Origin of the sequence: Citrobacter amalonaticus (assembly GCF_002918555.1) — a bacterium.
Taxonomy (GTDB): Bacteria; Pseudomonadota; Gammaproteobacteria; order Enterobacterales; family Enterobacteriaceae; genus Citrobacter_C; species Citrobacter_C amalonaticus_A.
The window spans coordinates 664,282-681,044 of record NZ_PQMB01000002.1; the positions used below are offsets into that span (position 1 = coordinate 664,282).

Here is a 16,763-nt window from a genome sequence, read left to right on the forward strand (position 1 = left end):
TAGTCTCCGTGAATATAAACGTCGCCGATTTGTTAAATGGGAATTACATCCTGTTATTATTTGTGGTCCTGGCTCTCGGCCTGTGCCTGGGTAAATTGCGTCTTGGCTCCATCCAACTGGGTAATTCCATTGGTGTTTTAGTAGTGTCACTATTATTAGGACAGCAACACTTCAGTATTAACACCGACGCGCTGAATCTTGGTTTTATGTTGTTTATTTTCTGTGTTGGTGTTGAAGCGGGTCCTAACTTTTTTTCCATTTTTTTTCGCGATGGTAAAAATTATCTAATGCTTGCCCTGGTGATGGTGGGTAGTGCCCTGCTGATCGCCTTAGGGCTGGGTAAGCTGTTTGGCTGGGACATCGGCCTGACAGCCGGTATGCTGGCAGGCTCAATGACATCGACCCCGGTACTGGTTGGTGCAGGCGATACGTTGCGTCACTTCGGGATGGAGAAAGCGGAGCTGTCGGCGGCACTCGATAATCTGAGCCTGGGTTATGCGCTTACTTATCTCATCGGTTTGGTCAGTCTGATTGTGGGTGCCCGCTATTTACCCAAACTACAGCATCAGGATCTGCAAACCAGCGCCCAGCAGATCGCCCGTGAGCGCGGACTGGACACCGACGCGAACCGGAAGGTTTATCTGCCAGTGATTCGCGCTTACCGGGTAGGCCCGGAGCTGGTGGCATGGACCGATGGTAAAAATCTGCGCGAGCTGGGTATCTATCGTCAGACGGGTTGCTACATTGAACGTATCCGTCGTAACGGTATTCTGGCTAACCCGGACGGCGACGCGGTGCTGCAGATGGGCGATGAGATTGCGCTTGTGGGTTATCCGGACGCCCATGCTCGTCTCGATCCCAGCTTCCGTAACGGTAAAGAGGTGTTCGATCGCGATTTGCTCGACATGCGGATCGTGACCGAAGAGATTGTGGTTAAAAATCACAATGCCGTTGGACGTCGCCTCGCACAGCTAAAGCTGACCGACCACGGCTGTTTCCTCAACCGCGTGATCCGCAGCCAGATTGAAATGCCGATAGATGACAACGTTGTCCTTAATAAAGGCGACGTCTTGCAGGTGAGCGGCGATGCACGGCGTGTGAAAACCATCGCGGATCGCATCGGCTTTATCTCTATTCACAGCCAGGTAACTGACCTGCTGGCCTTCTGCGCCTTCTTTATCATCGGTCTGATGATCGGGATGATCACCTTCCAGTTCAGCAACTTCAGTTTTGGCATTGGTAACGCTGCCGGGCTGTTGTTCGCCGGGATCATGCTCGGATTCCTGCGAGCTAACCATCCAACGTTTGGCTACATCCCACAAGGGGCGCTGAATATGGTGAAGGAATTTGGTCTGATGGTGTTTATGGCAGGCGTTGGTCTGAGCGCGGGTAGCGGCATTAGCAACGGGCTTGGCGCGCTGGGTGGACAGATGCTGATTGCCGGGCTGATCGTTAGCCTGGTGCCGGTTATTATCTGCTTTCTGTTTGGCGCCTGGGTATTGCGAATGAACCGTGCGCTGCTGTTTGGCGCCATAATGGGCGCGCGTACCTGCGCACCAGCAATGGAAATCATCAGCGATACCGCCCGCAGCAACATCCCGGCTCTTGGCTACGCGGGCACCTATGCGATAGCCAACGTGCTGCTCACGCTGGCGGGGACTCTGATCATCATCATCTGGCCTGGCTTAGGATAAAACTGAAGTTTGCCCTTAAGTGAAAAATTTTTGCAAACGCGCAGAACTTTTCTTCAAGGCGTCAGTCATAACTAGTGCCACTGCTTTTCTTTGATGTCCCCAATTTGTGGAGCCCATCAACCCCGCCGTTTTGGTTCAAGGTTGATGGGTTTTTTGTTGCCTGAAATTCAGCCCCTCTCCTTGCATCACGCAATCTATCGCACATACGGCAGGTACAACAATAAGCTTGCTTACAGGGGGGAAAGTTATGCGCTCTCCTGTCCGGCGATGCGTTTGACCATTAGCAGAATAGCGTCACGCGCCAGCGGCGTTCTGTCCGTAACGAAATGCAGCGTCATCCCTTCAATAAAGGCATCCAGCGCCCGGGCAGTGGCCGGTTCAAACCACTGTTCCAGCGTCTGCTGGCTGCGCTGCATCCAGTTTTGCATCACTATTTTCAGCGCCGGTTTTCGGCTGGCGAAAGCGTACAGCTGATACATCAGTTCCATATTGTCTGGCGTTGTCACCTGCGAGCTATAAATCATTTCGGTAATGGCATGGCAGGCGCTCTGCGCATCCATAACGTCAGTAAAAAATGACTGATACTGCTGTGACATGGTTTCGGTAAACTGACTGAATGCCGCCATCAGCAGCTCATCAATCCCCGAAAAATAGTAGGTTAACGATCCAAGCGGAACCTGGGCGATCGTTGCAATTTTGCGGTGCGTGACGGCATGGATCCCATGCGTCATCACCGCCTCCAGCGTAGCCTGAACAATCTTATCTCGCCGCTGTGGATCATTAGCACGTCGCACGGTGATTCCTCTTATGACGGGTATATGTACAAATGTACACAACCTTGCTAGTGTTGTCCCTCTGTTTTCTTTTTCTGACGTAAACCCATGACTGCCACTTCATCACGCAAAGCCTTACAACGTCGTACCTGGGCGCTTTTCATGTTCTTCTTTTTGCCCGGATTGTTAATGGCCTCGTGGGCAACCCGAACGCCAGCCATTCGAGACATTCTCTCCGTCTCCACGGCAGAGATGGGGGCGGTGCTGTTCGGTCTCTCCATCGGTTCAATGAGTGGTATTCTTTGTTCGGCCTGGCTGGTGAAACGATTTGGCACCCGCAGCGTCATCCGAACCACGATGTCATGTGCGCTGGTAGGCATGATGCTACTCAGCGTCGCATTGTGGTTCTCCTCTCCGCTGCTTTTTGCCCTGGGTCTCGGCGTATTTGGCGCCAGCTTTGGCTCCGCTGAAGTAGCAATTAACGTCGAAGGCGCGGCCGTCGAACGCGAAATGAATAAAACCGTGTTGCCCATGATGCACGGGTTCTACAGCTTAGGCACGCTGGCCGGTGCGGGCGTTGGGATGGCATTGACCGCTTTTGGCGTTCCGGCCATGGTGCATATTCTTCTGGCGGCGTTGGTCGGGATTGCCCCTATTTTCATTGCCATCCGCGAAATCCCTGGCGGTACCGGAAAAAACGCCGCTGACGGTACGCAAAGCAGTGAGAAAGGCATTCCCTTCTATCGTGATATTCAGCTGCTGCTGATTGGCGTGGTGGTTCTGGCAATGGCGTTTGCTGAAGGCTCGGCGAACGACTGGCTGCCGCTGCTGATGGTGGACGGCCACGGTTTTAACCCTACCTCCGGCTCACTGATTTACGCTGGTTTTACGCTGGGAATGACCGTCGGACGCTTTACCGGCGGTTGGTTCATTGACCGTTACAGCCGGGTCGCCGTAGTGCGTGCCAGCGCGCTGATGGGAGCACTTGGCATCAGCCTGATCATTTTCGTCGACAGTGCCTGGATCGCCGGCGTTTCGGTTGTACTTTGGGGGCTGGGCGCATCGCTCGGCTTCCCGCTGACCATCTCTGCCGCCAGCGATACGGGTCCCGACGCGCCGACGCGCGTCAGCGTGGTGGCGACCACCGGCTATCTTGCTTTTCTCGTTGGACCGCCGCTGCTGGGCTATCTCGGCGAGCACTACGGGTTACGTAGCGCAATGTTAGTGGTACTGGCGCTGGTGCTGGTCGCGGCAATCGTCGCGCGAGCCGTCGCCAAACCGGATTCGAAAACTCAAACTGCGATGGAGCATAGCTGATGGGTATCAAGTTAATTGCTGTCGATATGGATGGCACCTTTCTGAGCGATCAAAAAACCTATAACCGCGAGCGGTTTATGGCCCAGTATCAGCAGATGAAAGCACAGGGGATCCGCTTTGTTGTCGCCAGCGGTAACCAGTATTATCAGTTGATCTCCTTCTTTCCGGAGATTGCCCATGAGATCTCATTTGTCGCAGAAAACGGCGGCTGGGTGGTGAGCGAAGGTGAAGACGTCTTCAACGGCGATCTGGCGAAAGACGATTTTACCGCCATTGTTAACCATCTGCTGACCCGTACCGATGTGGAAATCATCGCCTGTGGGAAAAACAGCGCTTATACCCTGAAACAGTACAACGACAAGATGAAAGAGATCGCCGCGATGTACTATCACCGGCTGGAGTTTGTCGATAACTTCGACAATATCAACGACGTATTTTTCAAATTTGGCCTGAACATCTCCGACAACCGTATTCCTGAAGTCCAGTCGGCGCTGCATGACGCTATCGGCGATATTATGGTGCCTGTCCATACGGGCTACGGCAGCATTGATTTGATTATCCCTGGGGTTCACAAGGCAAACGGTTTGCGCCTGTTGCAACAGCGCTGGGGCATTGACGATGAAGAAGTGGTGGTGTTTGGCGACGGTGGAAATGACATTGAGATGTTACGCCAGGCAGGCTTTAGTTTCGCGATGGAAAATGCCGGAGAGGCTGTCGTATCGGCAGCAAAATTCCGCGCAGGCTCTAATAACCAGGAGGGGGTGCTGGAAATTATCGACCAGGTGCTGAATAAGCAATCCCCTTTTGTGCACTAAGCCGACAGCACGCCCGGCAACACAATCGAAAGCTGAACTACTCATAATCCGCATCAAATTAACCTACTGGATTATCATCTCCAGTGAATATTTCAGGCGGATAGATTATGAAGAAAAGTGTACTGGCAGCTGCGCTGCTACTGGGCTTCGCGGGTGCCGCGCTGGCGCAAAACGTTACCGTCGATGTACCGAGCGGTTATAAAGTGGTGGTGGTGCCGTCTTCTCTGAGCGTACCGCAAGCCATCAACGTCGCCAGCGCGCCGCAGACAGTTTATGTCGCGCCAGCACCGGCACCTGCGCCGGTTTACCGCGCGCATCCTTATGCACGGCACGTTGCAAGCGTTGGTGAAGGGATGATTATCGAACATCAGATCGACGACCATCACAATTAAGTTTCTCCATAGCCCGGCGACCGGGCTTCACCCTTCCCGAGTATTTCCGACCCGTTTATCTTGCAGAAAGAGAAACGCCAGAATCATCCACAGGATCCCGCTCGCCAGATTAAACAGGTTGAATAACCCATTACCGCCAATAAGCCAGGCATGTTTGCTGACTTCAATTCCCAGCGTAAAAATCAGCATCTGCAGCATTCCCATCGCCGCAGAAACGGTCCCCTTACTCATCTCACTGGCAAACAGCGTCAGGCGGACCAGACCGGCGTTTGCCACACCGATCCCAAAAGCATAAACGCTCAGCCCTGCCGTCATCCACAGGTAAGCATGCGAGGAGACGACCGTCGCCCCGGCGGCAATAATCAGCCCTGTCACAATCGGCCAGCCGCCCATGATGATGAGCGAGCGTACCGTCCGACGGGAGGTCAGACGTGCCAGCACCAGGTTCCCGGCGATCAGCGCGCCAAAAATCGGTACCTGCAACAAACCATATTGATAACTGCTGAGCTGTTCGCCGCTGATGATAATAATGGGCGACTGAGCGATCCACGCCAGCAGAGGCAGGCTGACAAACCCAAGCGCCAGCGCACCGGCAACAAAGCGACCGTTCTTCAGCACCAGCCTGTAGTCACGGCCCAGCTCTTTGAGCGACAGCTTTTCACCGATCCGCGTCGCCGTCTCCGGCATCGCTTGCTGTAAACCCACAAACGAGACCGCCGCAAGCAGCGCAAAAAGAACAAACATTCCTTCCCAGGGCAGCACATGCACCCACGCCGCACCGACCAGCGGGCCGAGCAGTGGCGCAATCAGTGCCACATTTGCCATCAGTGCGGTAATTTTGATGCATACCGCTTCTTCAAACGACTCCTGAATTGCGGCATAGCCCACCGCGCCAATAAAGCACAGGCTGATTCCCTGTAAAAAGCGCAGCAGAATAAATTGTTCGATGTTCTGCGCCAGTAGCGTCGCAAGGCAGGTAACAATAAACCACACCACGCCCACCAGCATCACCGGGCGACGACCAATACGATCCGAAAGCGGTCCTAAAAACCACTGTAAAAACATCCCACCCGCCAGGTAAGCCGTCATTGATGTGGGAACCCAGTCAATGCTCGCCTGATACTGCTCCACCACCGCCAGCATACCGGGTTGGATCATATCGTTACCGATATAGGTCGAGAATTCGTAGAGCACCAGACAGAGGGGAAAAAGCAGCGCCTGACGTCCCAGCCGGGCACCTGTTTGTATTCGGTTTTGCATGCAGTCTCTTCGCCAGTAAAAATCGCGCAAAGTGTAATGAAAGAGCGTCACCCGAGATAGCAAATTATGTATCCCGTCAGTAAAATGCGCACATTTTTACACAAAGATGAACATCGCCACTTTTTCTTTAAGGTTAATTTAAGTTGATGGCGCTACTATGGCGCGAAAGCGGGAACCGTTATAGCAAAACTCTTCATTTTACAGAGAATTAAGACTAAACCACTTTACCCCCTGTACTGACACTCTTATTCTCTGCCCTGAACGGGTCACTTATTTATCTTACGAGTCTGGATGTTATGCTGGAAAATCTGAACACTTCGCTATTCTACCTCATCAATGCCACGCCGGACTCGGCCCAGTGGATGATTTCCCTCGCAATTTTCATCGCTAAAGATGTGATCAATATCGTGCCGTTAATGGCTGTCATCCTTTGGCTCTGGGGACCGCAATCGCAGGTCAGCGCACAGCGTCAGCTGGTTATCAAAATGGCGATCGCGCTGATTGTCAGCCTGACGCTCTCCTGGCTGATGGGCCACCTGTTCCCGCATGACCGTCCGTTTGTCGACCGCATCGGCTATAACTTCCTGCATCATGCAGCAGATGACTCCTTCCCAAGCGATCACGGTACGGTCATTTTCACCTTTGCGCTGGCATTTTTGTTCTGGCACCGCGTGTGGTCCGGTGCGCTGCTGATGGTGGTTGCCGTGGCCATCGCCTGGTCACGCGTTTACCTCGGCGTGCACTGGCCGATGGATATGCTGGGCGGATTGCTGGCCGGAATGATTGGTTGTCTGAGCGCACAGATGATCTGGCAAAAGTTCGGTCAAAACCTCTATCGCAGCCTGCAAACCTGCTATCGCGTCTGCTTTGCGCTGCCCATTCGCAAAGGCTGGGTGCGTGGCTAGTCAGAGGGAAAAAGGGTAGAATTAAGCACTCTCATCCGGGGCACTTATTCAACTATCCTGAGGAACTATGGAAACACGTCGCGACGAGCGTATTGGTCAATTGCTGCAGGCGTTAAAACGCAGTGATAAATTACATCTTAAGGAAGCGGCGACCCTGCTGGGCGTATCGGAGATGACCATCCGTCGTGATCTGAATAATAACAGCGCGCCGGTTGTCCTGCTCGGGGGATATATCGTTCTGGAGCCACGTAGTGCCAGCCACTACTTGCTGAGTGACCAGAAATCGCGACTAGTGGATGAGAAGCGCCGTGCTTCACAGCTGGCGGCAACCCTGGTGCAACCCCATCAGACCCTGTTCTTTGACTGCGGTACAACAACGCCGTGGATCATCGAAGCCATTGATAATGAACTCCCGTTCACCGCAGTTTGCTATTCGCTGAACACCTTTCTGGCACTGCAGGAAAAACCGCTGTGTCGCGCGATCCTCTGCGGCGGCGAATTCCACGCCAGCAACGCCATTTTCAAACCTCTCGATTTCCAGGAAACCCTCAACAACATCTGTCCGGATATCGCGTTTTATTCCGCGGCGGGCGTACACATCAGCAAAGGTGCGACCTGTTTTAATCTTGAAGAGCTACCGGTGAAGCACTGGGCGATGTCGATGGCGCAGTATCATGTGCTGGTCGTCGACCACAGTAAGTTCGGTAAGGTGCGTCCGGCACGGATGGGAGAGTTGAAACGCTTTAATACGGTGGTGAGCGATTGTCGCCCTGACGATGAATTCGTGGACTACGCCAAAGCGCGAAGCATCAAGTTAATGTATTGAGCGTTGTTCGCCGGATGGCGCGTGACCATCCGGCATTTTGAGTGGTTATGAGAACCAGCCGCCGAACCATTGATGGAATTTCATCATCACGAAGTCCCACATGCGGCTAAAGAATCCGCCCTCTTCAACATTCTCCATCACAATCAGCGGGCGCTGTTCAATAGATTTACCGTTAAGCTGGAAGTCGATAGTCCCTACCTCCTGGCCTTTTTTCAGCGGCGCCGTTAGCTGAGGTTCGGTCAGCGTAAAGCTGGCTTTCAGGTTTTTGAGCTGGCCGCGCGGAATCGTCACCGAACCGGCTTCTCCCGCCCCCAGGCTCACCTCACTCTTATCGCCAAACCAGACGCGCTGGGTCACAAAGGTGGCATCCGGTTTGACAGGCGTAACCGTTTCAAAGAAGCGGAAGCCCCAAGTCAGCAGTTTTTCAGATTCATTAAAACGAATACGATCGCTTTTGGTTCCCAGCACAACGGAGATCAAACGCATATCGCCCTGCGTTGCCGAAGCCACCAGATTATAGCCAGCCCCTGCCGTGGTACCGGTTTTCATGCCATCAACATTGAGGTTGGAACTCCACAGCAGACGGTTGCGGTTCGGCTGACGGATCTTGTTAAAGGTGAACTCTTTCTCTTTGTGGATGGCGTACTCTTCCGGCACATCGTGGATCAGCGCCTTACCCAGCAGCGCCATATCACGTGCGGTACTGAACTGGCCCGGCGCGTCCAGTCCGTGAACCGTCTGGAACGTCGTATTCGTTAGCCCCAGCTTTTTCGCATAGCCGTTCATTAACCCGATAAACGACTCCTGGCTGCCAGCCACATAATCCGCCAGCGCAATGCAGGCATCATTACCGGACTGAATGATTACGCCTTTATTGAGATCGGAAACCGCGACCTGATCGCCTGGCTTCAGGAACATGACCGACGAACCGCGCAGAGCCGGGTTCCCCGTTGCCCAGGCATCTTTACCGATCGTTACCATATCGGTCAGTTTAATTTTGCCCGCCTTCAGCGCCTGTCCCACGACGTAGCTGGTCATGATTTTGGTCAGACTGGCCGGATCCAGCTTCTCATCGGCGTTGCCTTCCGCAAGCACCTTGCCGCTGGAGTAATCCATTAAGATCCACGCCCGCGCATCTACGCTCGGCGGATCGATAGTTTGCTCGGCCGCCATTGCCGTGGGAGCAAAAAGAAATAAGAGTGCTGAACCTGCTACGAAACTACGAAGGTATGAGTATTGCGTCATAAATGCCACCCGAGTATCCATTCCAAAAAAACACGTCATATCACCGTGTATTAATAGCGGTGAGTAATAACGCACTCACAAACTTAAAGAAACGGTAAGTTGGTAAAGTTTTTAAAGTTTATGCAAGAACGCTCTGTGGTGCTGCAAACCACGACGTTTTTTTTGCTGCTTGTTGCGTAAATGTTAGGTTTCACTCACCATGTGGATTGAATACAGCCCAGGGGCTGTCCTTAATTGAGGGGTGACTATGATTACGCTGTGGGGCCGGAATAACTCTACCAACGTCAAAAAGGTGCTGTGGACGCTCGAAGAGCTGGAGCTACCTTATCATCAGGTTCTGGCGGGCGGTCAGTTTGGTCTTAATCATGACGCGGACTACCTGGCAATGAACCCAAACGGTCTGGTGCCATTGCTGCGTGATGATGAAAACGATGTGCTGTTATGGGAATCTAATACTATTGTGCGTTATCTGGCCGCACAGTACGGACAAAAACGGCTTTGGATCGACTCGCCCGCCCGTCGTGCCGAAGGCGAAAAGTGGATGGACTGGGCAAACCAGACGTTAAGCCCGGTACACCGTGTGGTGCTGTTTGGCCTGATCAGAACACCGCCAGAGCAGCGCGATCTGTCCGCCATTGACGCTGGAGCTAAACGCTGCGACGAGCTGTTCGCGATTCTCGACGAAGCGCTGAAAAACCAGACCTGGTTCTCCGGCAAAGCGTTCGGCACAGGCGATATCGCCATTGCGCCATTCGTCTACAACCTGTTTAACATCGGTCTGACCTGGACGCCGCGTCCCCATCTTGAGCGCTGGTATCAGCAACTCACGGAGCGTCCGGCATTTCGTAAGACAGTCATGATCCCCGTCAGCTAACCTTTTCAGGTGCGCTGGCTGCTGCCGCGCACCTGCAATTTCCCCACCAGCCGACAGTGTGTGGCGTTATCCTCACCGGAACACAAATACTCCACCGCCATTTTTCCCAGCTCATTATAGGCCAGTTGCACGCTGGTGAGCTGCGGTGTTAGCTGATGCGAGATACGCTGATCGTCATAGCCGCAGACCAGCACATCCTGCGGAATACGTGCATTCATCGAGGCCAGCGCCTGGTAGCATCCCAGCGTCATCCAGTCGCTGGCGCAGAATATCGCTTCGGGCGGCTGCGGCAAAGCCATCAGCTCCTGCGTCGCAGCATAGGTGGCATTTAGCGACCAGTCGGTCTGGCGGATCAGCGCCTCATCCGGCGCGATCCCGGCCAGTTGCAGCGTTTGCCGATATCCCTCCAGACGTAAACGACTGGCATCCATCCACTCATCACCCATGATATGCGCAATACGGGTCACCCCCTGATCGAGCAGATGGCGCGTGACCTGGCAGGCATTCGCCTTGTCATCAGGCAGAAAAGTTGGCAGCAGCGGACGCCCCGGATCGTACTGATTTAGCAGCACCACCGGCATGCTCAGCACATCCGCAAAGGGAGAGAAGTCGAATACGCGCGTGACCGGGCTGGCGAAGATCACCCCAACACAGTTCCGTTGGGCAAGCTGACGCAGGATCTGCGAGGCCAGTTCAGCATCATCGCCATAATCGTACACCGTCAGCAGCATATCGTGTTGCCAGGCCGTGGTGCTGGCCTCGCTTAACGCATCGACAAAGGGATCGTAGCCCGGCATACCGCTCACCAGCATGGCGACCTCTTCCTGCCCTTCCATCCGGTGCGCTACCGCCAGTTTCTGGTAACCCAACCGCTGCGCCGCCTGAAAGACCCGCTCCCGCGTCGCCTCGCTCAAACGAACGCTGCGACTGTTGTTCAGCACCAGCGAAACCGTCGCCTGTGAAACGCCCGCCTCACGAGCAATATCACTCATCGTTATCTTATTCTTCTTTTGCATTTCAACTCCTTCGGCCTCGCCAGACTATACCACACTCTCCTGAACGATAATTTGTGAGGATCTTTGCATATTCATTCTGTTGGCATTGCATCGGACACCATAATTAATAAATATTAGCTAATATTATTAGTTGAGGAAAAATGATGCAGAAACGATGGAGTACCGCACAGGCTCGCGCATGGTACCAGCAGCATGGATGGGCGTGCGGATTTAACTATTTGCCGCGAACCGCAGTGAACTGGAACGAAATGTGGCAGGCCGGGACGTTTGATCTGCCGGTAATAGAGCAGGAGCTGGCATGGGCTGCAAGCTATGGCTATAACGCTCTGCGTACCAATCTGCCGTTTATTGTCTGGGAACATGACCGCGAAGGATTGCTCGCGCGAATCGACGCTTTTCTTGAGGTCGCCGATCGCCATCACATTAAGGTTATGCTGACGCTGATGGACGATTGCGGGTTTTCTGGCGATGAGCCCTGGTTGGGTCCACAAAAACCGCCTGTGCCCGGTTTGCACAACAGCCAGGCTGCCGCCAGTCCCGGCCGGGCGATCGTCATGGATCCAGAGCAATGGCCACGTGTAGAAGCCTATGTCTGCGATCTCCTCACCCAGTTTGCTCAGGATGCGCGTATCGCCATCTGGGATCTGTATAACGAGCCGGGGAATCGGGGCATTTTCATTTCCCCCATTGAATACGCCGAAGCCGACGAGCGGCTAGAAGAGTACGCCCTGCGCTTATTGCACGCTGTTTTTCGCTGGGCGCGCAGCGTCAATCCGCAGCAACCGCTGACGGTCGGGGCATGGCATGTGGATCATCAGATATGGGGCACGCTTGAGCACCCGATTGACGTCGCCGCGCTTGAACTCTCCGATATCATCAGCTACCACGCCTATACCTCCGCCGCCAGGCAAATCGACATTCTCCATATGCTCACACGCTATGAGCGGCCGGTATTGTGCACCGAATGGCTTTCACGTCACACAAACGGTGTCGTCAGCGAACAGCTTCCCCTCTTCTGCGCGTTTGAAACGGGCTGCTACCACTGGGGACTGGTTCAGGGGAAAACACAAACCTGGATCCCGTGGCCTGGTGTTAATAAAACGCATCAGGATCCGCAATCGCTGTGGTTTCACGACGTTCTGAACCCCGATGGCACGCCCTGGAGTGATGAGGAGATGCGTCTGGTGAAACAGTTAACTGAATACCGTCAGGGACGGCGAGATATTCAGCCCTGATACAGTACAAGGAATGCAATGATGAAAAAATCGCTAGTACTTCTGCTCCTCGGCATAGCGAGTTGCGTACACAGCGCCGATCGGGTCGAACTGCGCTTTTCCTGGTGGGGGGGTAAGGCCCGAAACCAGGCGACGCTTAAAGCGCTGGAAGCCTTTGAGGCCAGATACCCCAATATAGATGTAAAAGCAGAATACAACGGTTGGGATGGGTACTACTCCCGCTTCACCACCCAAATGAACAGCGGCACAGAAGCCGATGTATTACAGATCAACTGGAACTGGCTGACGCTGCTGTCAAAGAATGGAGAGGGCTTTTACGATTTACAAAAAGTAAGTGGTCCCATTGGATTGAACCAGTATTCAGCGCAGGCGCTGGCAACCACGACCGTCAACGGAAAAATCAATGCGATTCCCGTTTCAGCTAACGTCATGCTGTTTTACTACAATGCCGCAACCTGGAAAAAAGCCGGTATCCCGCTGCCAAAAACATGGGAGCAGTTGTTACAGGCCGGACCGGTTTTTAAAGAAAAGTTAGGTGACCAGTACTACCCCATGATCCTGTCCGAACAGGACGGGCTTTTACTCCTGCGTTCCTGGTTATATCAGAAATATCAAAAACCAATGGTCGATGAACAACGCCGAAAAATTGCGTGGAGCCATGCGGAACTGGTTGAAGCCTTCACGTTTTACAGGCAACTGACCGACCAGCATGTGATCCCTGATACCAAAGAGTTATCTGCTTTTGGGAAAGGCGTAAACTACGAAATGAAACCCTGGATCAACGGTGAATGGGGGGGATCTACAACTGGAATGTGCTTTACCCGGCAGAATCACAAAATCTCGTGAATCCGTCCGATCTGGTCATGGGACCTTATCCGATGCATGAAGGAGCTAAAGACGCCGGGCAATTTAACAAAACGGCGCTGATGCTCTCGATTAGCCGCCATACCCGGTATCCGCAGGAAGCGGCGCTGCTTATTGATTTTTTGATGAATCAACCGGAAGGTGTGATTCCATCCGCACTTGAGCGCGGCGTACCGCTCAGCGCCGCAGGCGAGAAAATACTGCGCGAGGCTGGCATTTTGAAAGAGGATGATCCGGTTGTCACCGGGCTAACGCAGTCTGCCTCTCTGCCGAACCATTCCCCCATTATGCCCTGGCCGGAAGATCCGCAAATCATCGCCCTGTTTACTGCGGCGCGTGAAAGTATCGACCACGGTAACGCCACCATTGACGAGGCAGCGGACCAGTTTGAACAGCAGGCCAACCGCGTGCTTCGCAGAATTATGCGTTAGAGCTTGCGTGGCTTGCCGCTGGAGTGAGCGTAGCTATCAGGAGGTATAAGCGCGTTGTTTTTACTAAAAAATGAATTGATGAGGGGGAGTCTCCTCCCCCTGATTTCAGGCCTGCTCTAACGTTGAGTGCGTCTGCAGGGTCTGAATACTTAACATCAGCGTTGTCAGGCAGCTTTCCAGCTTTTCTGCGTTAACGGCAATAAAGGTCGGACAATCGTGGTGTCCGCTCATCAGGCACACCGCAGCCGCGGCTAATGCCCCTTCGGCATGATGCAAGGCATCCCACTCGTCCTGCCCGAGATGCGATTTCAGGTGCAGCGATTTATCATGTAATTCGCGGTTAAGTTCGAAAAAGTTATCACGTAGATGATCATTCTCGCTGACCGACATGTATCCTTTCGCCTTCCTTAGCTGCAGATACGCAGCGAGGTCAATCCTGGCATTGATCAGCTTATTCAGCAGATCGGTTCTCAGTCTGTCAACGAACATACTTCGTTCCTCCTCTTCCATCTATACTGCAAATTTATAATATGGTCATTTTTTGAGCTAAAAGATGCCTGAGATCAATTATTCACCCAGTATTAACATTATTTACAATTTGAGTACGGTCCGCTCATCCACTCCCCTGTTCCTGCCAATGCTGGAGACTTTGCAGACCGTTTTGTTTTCCCTGTCGGCCCGGACAGGCTTCTTTTGACTGTTTTTTGCACAATCATTATACTCCGCACGACCAATCCACTTTGAAGCAAACATTACTGTATAATTTTCGCCTTTATGCCTTTAAAATCCCGCGCCATTGATGCAACGTGAGTAAATCCGCATGTCACAAACCAGAACTCCATCCCGTCAGCCGAAGATCGGCTTCGTTTCCCTGGGCTGCCCGAAAAACCTCGTCGATTCGGAACGCATCCTGACTGAGCTGCGCACCGAAGGCTATGACGTCGTGCCAAGCTATGACGATGCTGACATGGTCATCGTCAACACCTGCGGTTTTATCGACAGCGCGGTTCAGGAATCGCTGGAAGCGATCGGTGAAGCGCTTAATGAAAATGGGAAAGTCATCGTCACCGGCTGCCTGGGCGCGAAAGAAGATCAAATTCGTGAAGTCCATCCAAAAGTGCTGGAAATCACCGGCCCGCACAGCTATGAGCAGGTTCTGCAGCACGTGCACCACTATGTACCAAAACCTAAACACAACCCGTTCCTGAGCCTGGTGCCGGAACAGGGGGTGAAGCTGACGCCGCGCCATTATGCCTACCTGAAAATTTCTGAAGGCTGCAACCACCGTTGTACCTTCTGTATCATTCCATCCATGCGTGGCGATCTGATCAGCCGCCCAATTGGTGAAGTATTAAGCGAAGCAAAACGCCTTGTCGATGCCGGGGTAAAAGAGATCCTCGTGATTTCCCAGGATACGTCTGCCTACGGCGTGGATGTGAAGCACCGCACGGGTTTCCACAATGGTGAACCGGTCAGGACCAGCATGGTCAGTCTGTGCGAACAGCTCTCAAAGCTGGGGATCTGGACGCGTCTGCACTACGTCTATCCTTACCCGCATGTTGATGACGTGATTCCGCTGATGGCTGAGGGCAAAATCCTCCCTTACCTGGATATTCCGCTTCAGCACGCCAGCCCGCGTATTCTAAAACTGATGAAGCGCCCCGGGTCCGTCGATCGCCAGCTGGCGCGCATCAAGCAGTGGCGTGAAATCTGTCCTGACCTGACCCTGCGTTCAACCTTTATTGTCGGTTTTCCTAGCGAAACAGAAGAAGATTTCCAGATGCTGTTAGACTTCCTCAAAGAAGCGCGTCTGGATCGCGTCGGCTGCTTCAAGTACAGCCCGGTAGAAGGCGCAGGGGCGAATGAACTGCCGGATCAGGTGCCGGAAGAGGTCAAAGAAGAGCGCTGGAACCGCTTTATGCAGCTACAGCAGCAGATCTCCGCTGAACGTTTGCAGGAAAAAGTGGGTCGCGAAATTCTGGTCATTATTGATGAAGTGGACGAAGAAGGCGCGATTGGTCGCAGCATGGCGGACGCACCGGAGATCGACGGCGCGGTGTACCTGAACGGAGAGACAAACGTCAAACCTGGCGATATTCTCCGCGTGAAGGTAGAGAATGCGGACGAATACGACCTGTGGGGTAGCCGGGTTTAAATGTCCTGCAGGCCGGACAGGGCTTTATGCCGCTATCCGGCCTGTAAATTACCCCTTAATTTTCGGATCCAGCGCGTCACGCAGCCCATCTCCCAACAGGTTAAACGCCAGCACCGTCAGAAATATCGCTACCGCCGGGAAAATAGCCACGTGCGGTGCCATCACCATATCCGCTCGCGCCTCGTTCAGCATAGCCCCCCACTCCGGGGTTGGTGGCTGTGCCCCCAGGCCAAGAAATGACAGGCTCGCCGCTGAGATAATCGACGTCCCGATACGCATGGTGAAAAAGACCACAATGGATGAAACCGTCCCCGGCAGGATATGGCTGAAAATGATGGTCGCATCGCTGGCGCCGATGCTACGCGCCGACTCGATAAACGTCTGCTGCTTAAGCACCAGCGTATTGCCACGCACAAGACGCGCAAAGGCCGGAATTGAGAAGATGGCAACCGCAATGATGACGTTGGCAATACCGCTGCCCAGGACCGCGACCACGGCAATAGCCAGTAAAATCCCCGGAAACGCAAACAGCACATCGCAGATACGCATAATCAGGCGATCCCACCAGCCCTCATAGTAGCCTGCCAGCAGCCCCAGCACCGTGCCAATCGTTGCGCCAATAAAGACCGCAAATACCCCCGCAGCCAGTGAAATTTGCGCCCCCAGCAGCACGCGGCTGAAAATATCCCTGCCGAGTGAGTCCACCCCAAACCAGTGCAACAAGGACGGTCCGTCGTTCAGGCGGTCATAATCAAAATAGTTCTCCGCATCAAACGGCGTCAGCCAGCGCGCAAAAATCGCCACCAGGATCAAGAACAGCACAAAAATGCCCGCGATCAGCGCCACGTGCTGACGACGAAAACGACGCCAGAACTCATGCCAGGGAGTACGGATCTGGTCGGGTTTCACCTGCGGCATGGCATTTAAAATCGCCTGACGGCGCCAGTTAAACAATCGCATC

15 protein-coding genes and 1 pseudogene are annotated in these 16,763 nt (G+C 53.6%); 10 read left to right on the forward strand and 6 right to left on the reverse strand.

Features of this window, described 5'->3' with window-relative positions:
* Positions 1–8 precede the first annotated feature (8 nt).
* Positions 9–1,694: an aspartate:alanine antiporter gene (locus C3432_RS08665; RefSeq protein WP_103776215.1), complete on the forward strand. Its 1,686-nt coding sequence runs from the start codon at positions 9–11 to the stop codon at positions 1,692–1,694.
* A gap of 245 nt (positions 1,695–1,939) precedes the next feature.
* On the opposite strand, the gene C3432_RS08670 is transcribed toward C3432_RS08665, so the two are convergent.
* The gene (locus C3432_RS08670; protein ID WP_103776216.1) at positions 1,940–2,488 is read right to left on the reverse strand and encodes a TetR/AcrR family transcriptional regulator; all 549 of its coding nucleotides are present in this window, start codon (positions 2,486–2,488) and stop codon (positions 1,940–1,942) included.
* Positions 2,489–2,575: 87 nt separating this feature from the next.
* Here C3432_RS08670 and C3432_RS08675 point away from each other — a divergent pair, with 87 nt between their 5' ends.
* From C3432_RS08675 to C3432_RS08685, 3 genes are all read left to right on the forward strand, one after another.
* Positions 2,576–3,784, forward strand: coding sequence for an MFS transporter (locus C3432_RS08675; RefSeq protein ID WP_103776217.1), 1,209 nt, complete (start codon positions 2,576–2,578; stop codon positions 3,782–3,784).
* Positions 3,784–4,599, forward strand: a complete 816-nt coding sequence (locus C3432_RS08680; RefSeq protein ID WP_103776218.1) for a Cof-type HAD-IIB family hydrolase — start codon at positions 3,784–3,786, stop codon at positions 4,597–4,599. The genes C3432_RS08675 and C3432_RS08680 overlap by 1 nt, the downstream gene beginning before the upstream one ends.
* Before the next feature lie 107 nt (positions 4,600–4,706).
* Positions 4,707–4,991, forward strand: coding sequence for a hypothetical protein (locus tag C3432_RS08685; protein ID WP_103776219.1), 285 nt, complete (start codon positions 4,707–4,709; stop codon positions 4,989–4,991).
* A gap of 27 nt (positions 4,992–5,018) precedes the next feature.
* Here C3432_RS08685 and C3432_RS08690 read toward each other — a convergent pair whose 3' ends face one another.
* On the reverse strand, positions 5,019–6,251 hold the full coding sequence (locus tag C3432_RS08690) for an MFS transporter (RefSeq protein ID WP_103776220.1): 1,233 nt from the start codon (positions 6,249–6,251) through the stop codon (positions 5,019–5,021).
* A gap of 296 nt (positions 6,252–6,547) precedes the next feature.
* On the opposite strand from C3432_RS08690, the gene ybjG reads away from it, so the two are divergent.
* Together ybjG and deoR are read left to right on the forward strand one after the other, a co-directional pair.
* Complete coding sequence (gene ybjG, locus C3432_RS08695) at positions 6,548–7,156, forward strand: undecaprenyl-diphosphate phosphatase (RefSeq protein ID WP_103776221.1); 609 nt, start codon at positions 6,548–6,550, stop codon at positions 7,154–7,156.
* Between the two features lie 67 nt (positions 7,157–7,223).
* On the forward strand, positions 7,224–7,982 hold the full coding sequence (deoR, locus tag C3432_RS08700) for a DNA-binding transcriptional repressor DeoR (RefSeq protein WP_103776222.1): 759 nt from the start codon (positions 7,224–7,226) through the stop codon (positions 7,980–7,982).
* Between the two features lie 45 nt (positions 7,983–8,027).
* Here the strand turns inward: deoR and dacC are convergent, their stop codons facing one another.
* Positions 8,028–9,227, reverse strand: coding sequence for a serine-type D-Ala-D-Ala carboxypeptidase (dacC, locus tag C3432_RS08705; protein WP_103776945.1), 1,200 nt, complete (start codon positions 9,225–9,227; stop codon positions 8,028–8,030).
* Positions 9,228–9,474: 247 nt separating this feature from the next.
* Here dacC and C3432_RS08710 point away from each other — a divergent pair, with 247 nt between their 5' ends.
* Positions 9,475–10,101 (forward strand): glutathione S-transferase family protein, encoded by a 627-nt coding sequence (locus C3432_RS08710; protein WP_103776223.1) that lies wholly within the window; start codon positions 9,475–9,477, stop codon positions 10,099–10,101.
* 5 nt (positions 10,102–10,106) lie between these two features.
* On the opposite strand, the gene C3432_RS08715 is transcribed toward C3432_RS08710, so the two are convergent.
* A complete protein-coding gene (locus C3432_RS08715; RefSeq protein ID WP_103776224.1) occupies positions 10,107–11,117 on the reverse strand; it encodes a LacI family DNA-binding transcriptional regulator in 1,011 nt (336 codons plus the stop codon).
* Between the two features lie 143 nt (positions 11,118–11,260).
* Here C3432_RS08715 and C3432_RS08720 point away from each other — a divergent pair, with 143 nt between their 5' ends.
* Positions 11,261–12,352, forward strand: coding sequence for a cellulase family glycosylhydrolase (locus tag C3432_RS08720; RefSeq protein WP_103776225.1), 1,092 nt, complete (start codon positions 11,261–11,263; stop codon positions 12,350–12,352).
* A 21-nt stretch (positions 12,353–12,373) separates the two neighbouring features.
* Positions 12,374–13,647, forward strand: a pseudogene (locus C3432_RS08725) (ABC transporter substrate-binding protein).
* 105 nt (positions 13,648–13,752) lie between these two features.
* On the opposite strand, the gene bssR reads toward C3432_RS08725, so the two are convergent.
* Entirely contained in the window at positions 13,753–14,136 is a 384-nt protein-coding gene (gene bssR / locus C3432_RS08730; protein ID WP_103776226.1) for a biofilm formation regulator BssR, read from the reverse strand.
* Positions 14,137–14,467: 331 nt separating this feature from the next.
* On the opposite strand from bssR, the gene rimO reads away from it, so the two are divergent.
* On the forward strand, positions 14,468–15,802 hold the full coding sequence (gene rimO, locus C3432_RS08735; protein WP_103776227.1) for a 30S ribosomal protein S12 methylthiotransferase RimO: 1,335 nt from the start codon (positions 14,468–14,470) through the stop codon (positions 15,800–15,802).
* Between the two features lie 48 nt (positions 15,803–15,850).
* On the opposite strand, the gene gsiD is transcribed toward rimO, so the two are convergent.
* Entirely contained in the window at positions 15,851–16,762 is a 912-nt protein-coding gene (gene gsiD / locus C3432_RS08740; protein WP_103776228.1) for a glutathione ABC transporter permease GsiD, read from the reverse strand.
* Position 16,763 lies beyond the last annotated feature (1 nt).

What these genes read in the sequence shown, in the direction of transcription:
- C3432_RS08690 (WP_103776220.1), bottom strand. Translation starts at nt 6,251, where the DNA reads ATGCAAAACCGAATACAAACAGGTGCCCGGCTGGGACGTCAGGCGCTG.
- gsiD (WP_103776228.1), bottom strand. Translation starts at nt 16,762, where the DNA reads ATGCGATTGTTTAACTGGCGCCGTCAGGCGATTTTAAATGCCATGCCG.
- C3432_RS08710 (WP_103776223.1), top strand. Translation starts at nt 9,475, where the DNA reads ATGATTACGCTGTGGGGCCGGAATAACTCTACCAACGTCAAAAAGGTG.
- deoR (WP_103776222.1), top strand. Translation starts at nt 7,224, where the DNA reads ATGGAAACACGTCGCGACGAGCGTATTGGTCAATTGCTGCAGGCGTTA.
- ybjG (WP_103776221.1), top strand. Translation starts at nt 6,548, where the DNA reads ATGCTGGAAAATCTGAACACTTCGCTATTCTACCTCATCAATGCCACG.
- C3432_RS08720 (WP_103776225.1), top strand. Translation starts at nt 11,261, where the DNA reads ATGCAGAAACGATGGAGTACCGCACAGGCTCGCGCATGGTACCAGCAG.
- rimO (WP_103776227.1), top strand. Translation starts at nt 14,468, where the DNA reads ATGTCACAAACCAGAACTCCATCCCGTCAGCCGAAGATCGGCTTCGTT.
- dacC (WP_103776945.1), bottom strand. Translation starts at nt 9,227, where the DNA reads ATGACGCAATACTCATACCTTCGTAGTTTCGTAGCAGGTTCAGCACTC.
- bssR (WP_103776226.1), bottom strand. Translation starts at nt 14,136, where the DNA reads ATGTTCGTTGACAGACTGAGAACCGATCTGCTGAATAAGCTGATCAAT.
- C3432_RS08685 (WP_103776219.1), top strand. Translation starts at nt 4,707, where the DNA reads ATGAAGAAAAGTGTACTGGCAGCTGCGCTGCTACTGGGCTTCGCGGGT.
- C3432_RS08715 (WP_103776224.1), bottom strand. Translation starts at nt 11,117, where the DNA reads ATGCAAAAGAAGAATAAGATAACGATGAGTGATATTGCTCGTGAGGCG.
- C3432_RS08680 (WP_103776218.1), top strand. Translation starts at nt 3,784, where the DNA reads ATGGGTATCAAGTTAATTGCTGTCGATATGGATGGCACCTTTCTGAGC.
- C3432_RS08675 (WP_103776217.1), top strand. Translation starts at nt 2,576, where the DNA reads ATGACTGCCACTTCATCACGCAAAGCCTTACAACGTCGTACCTGGGCG.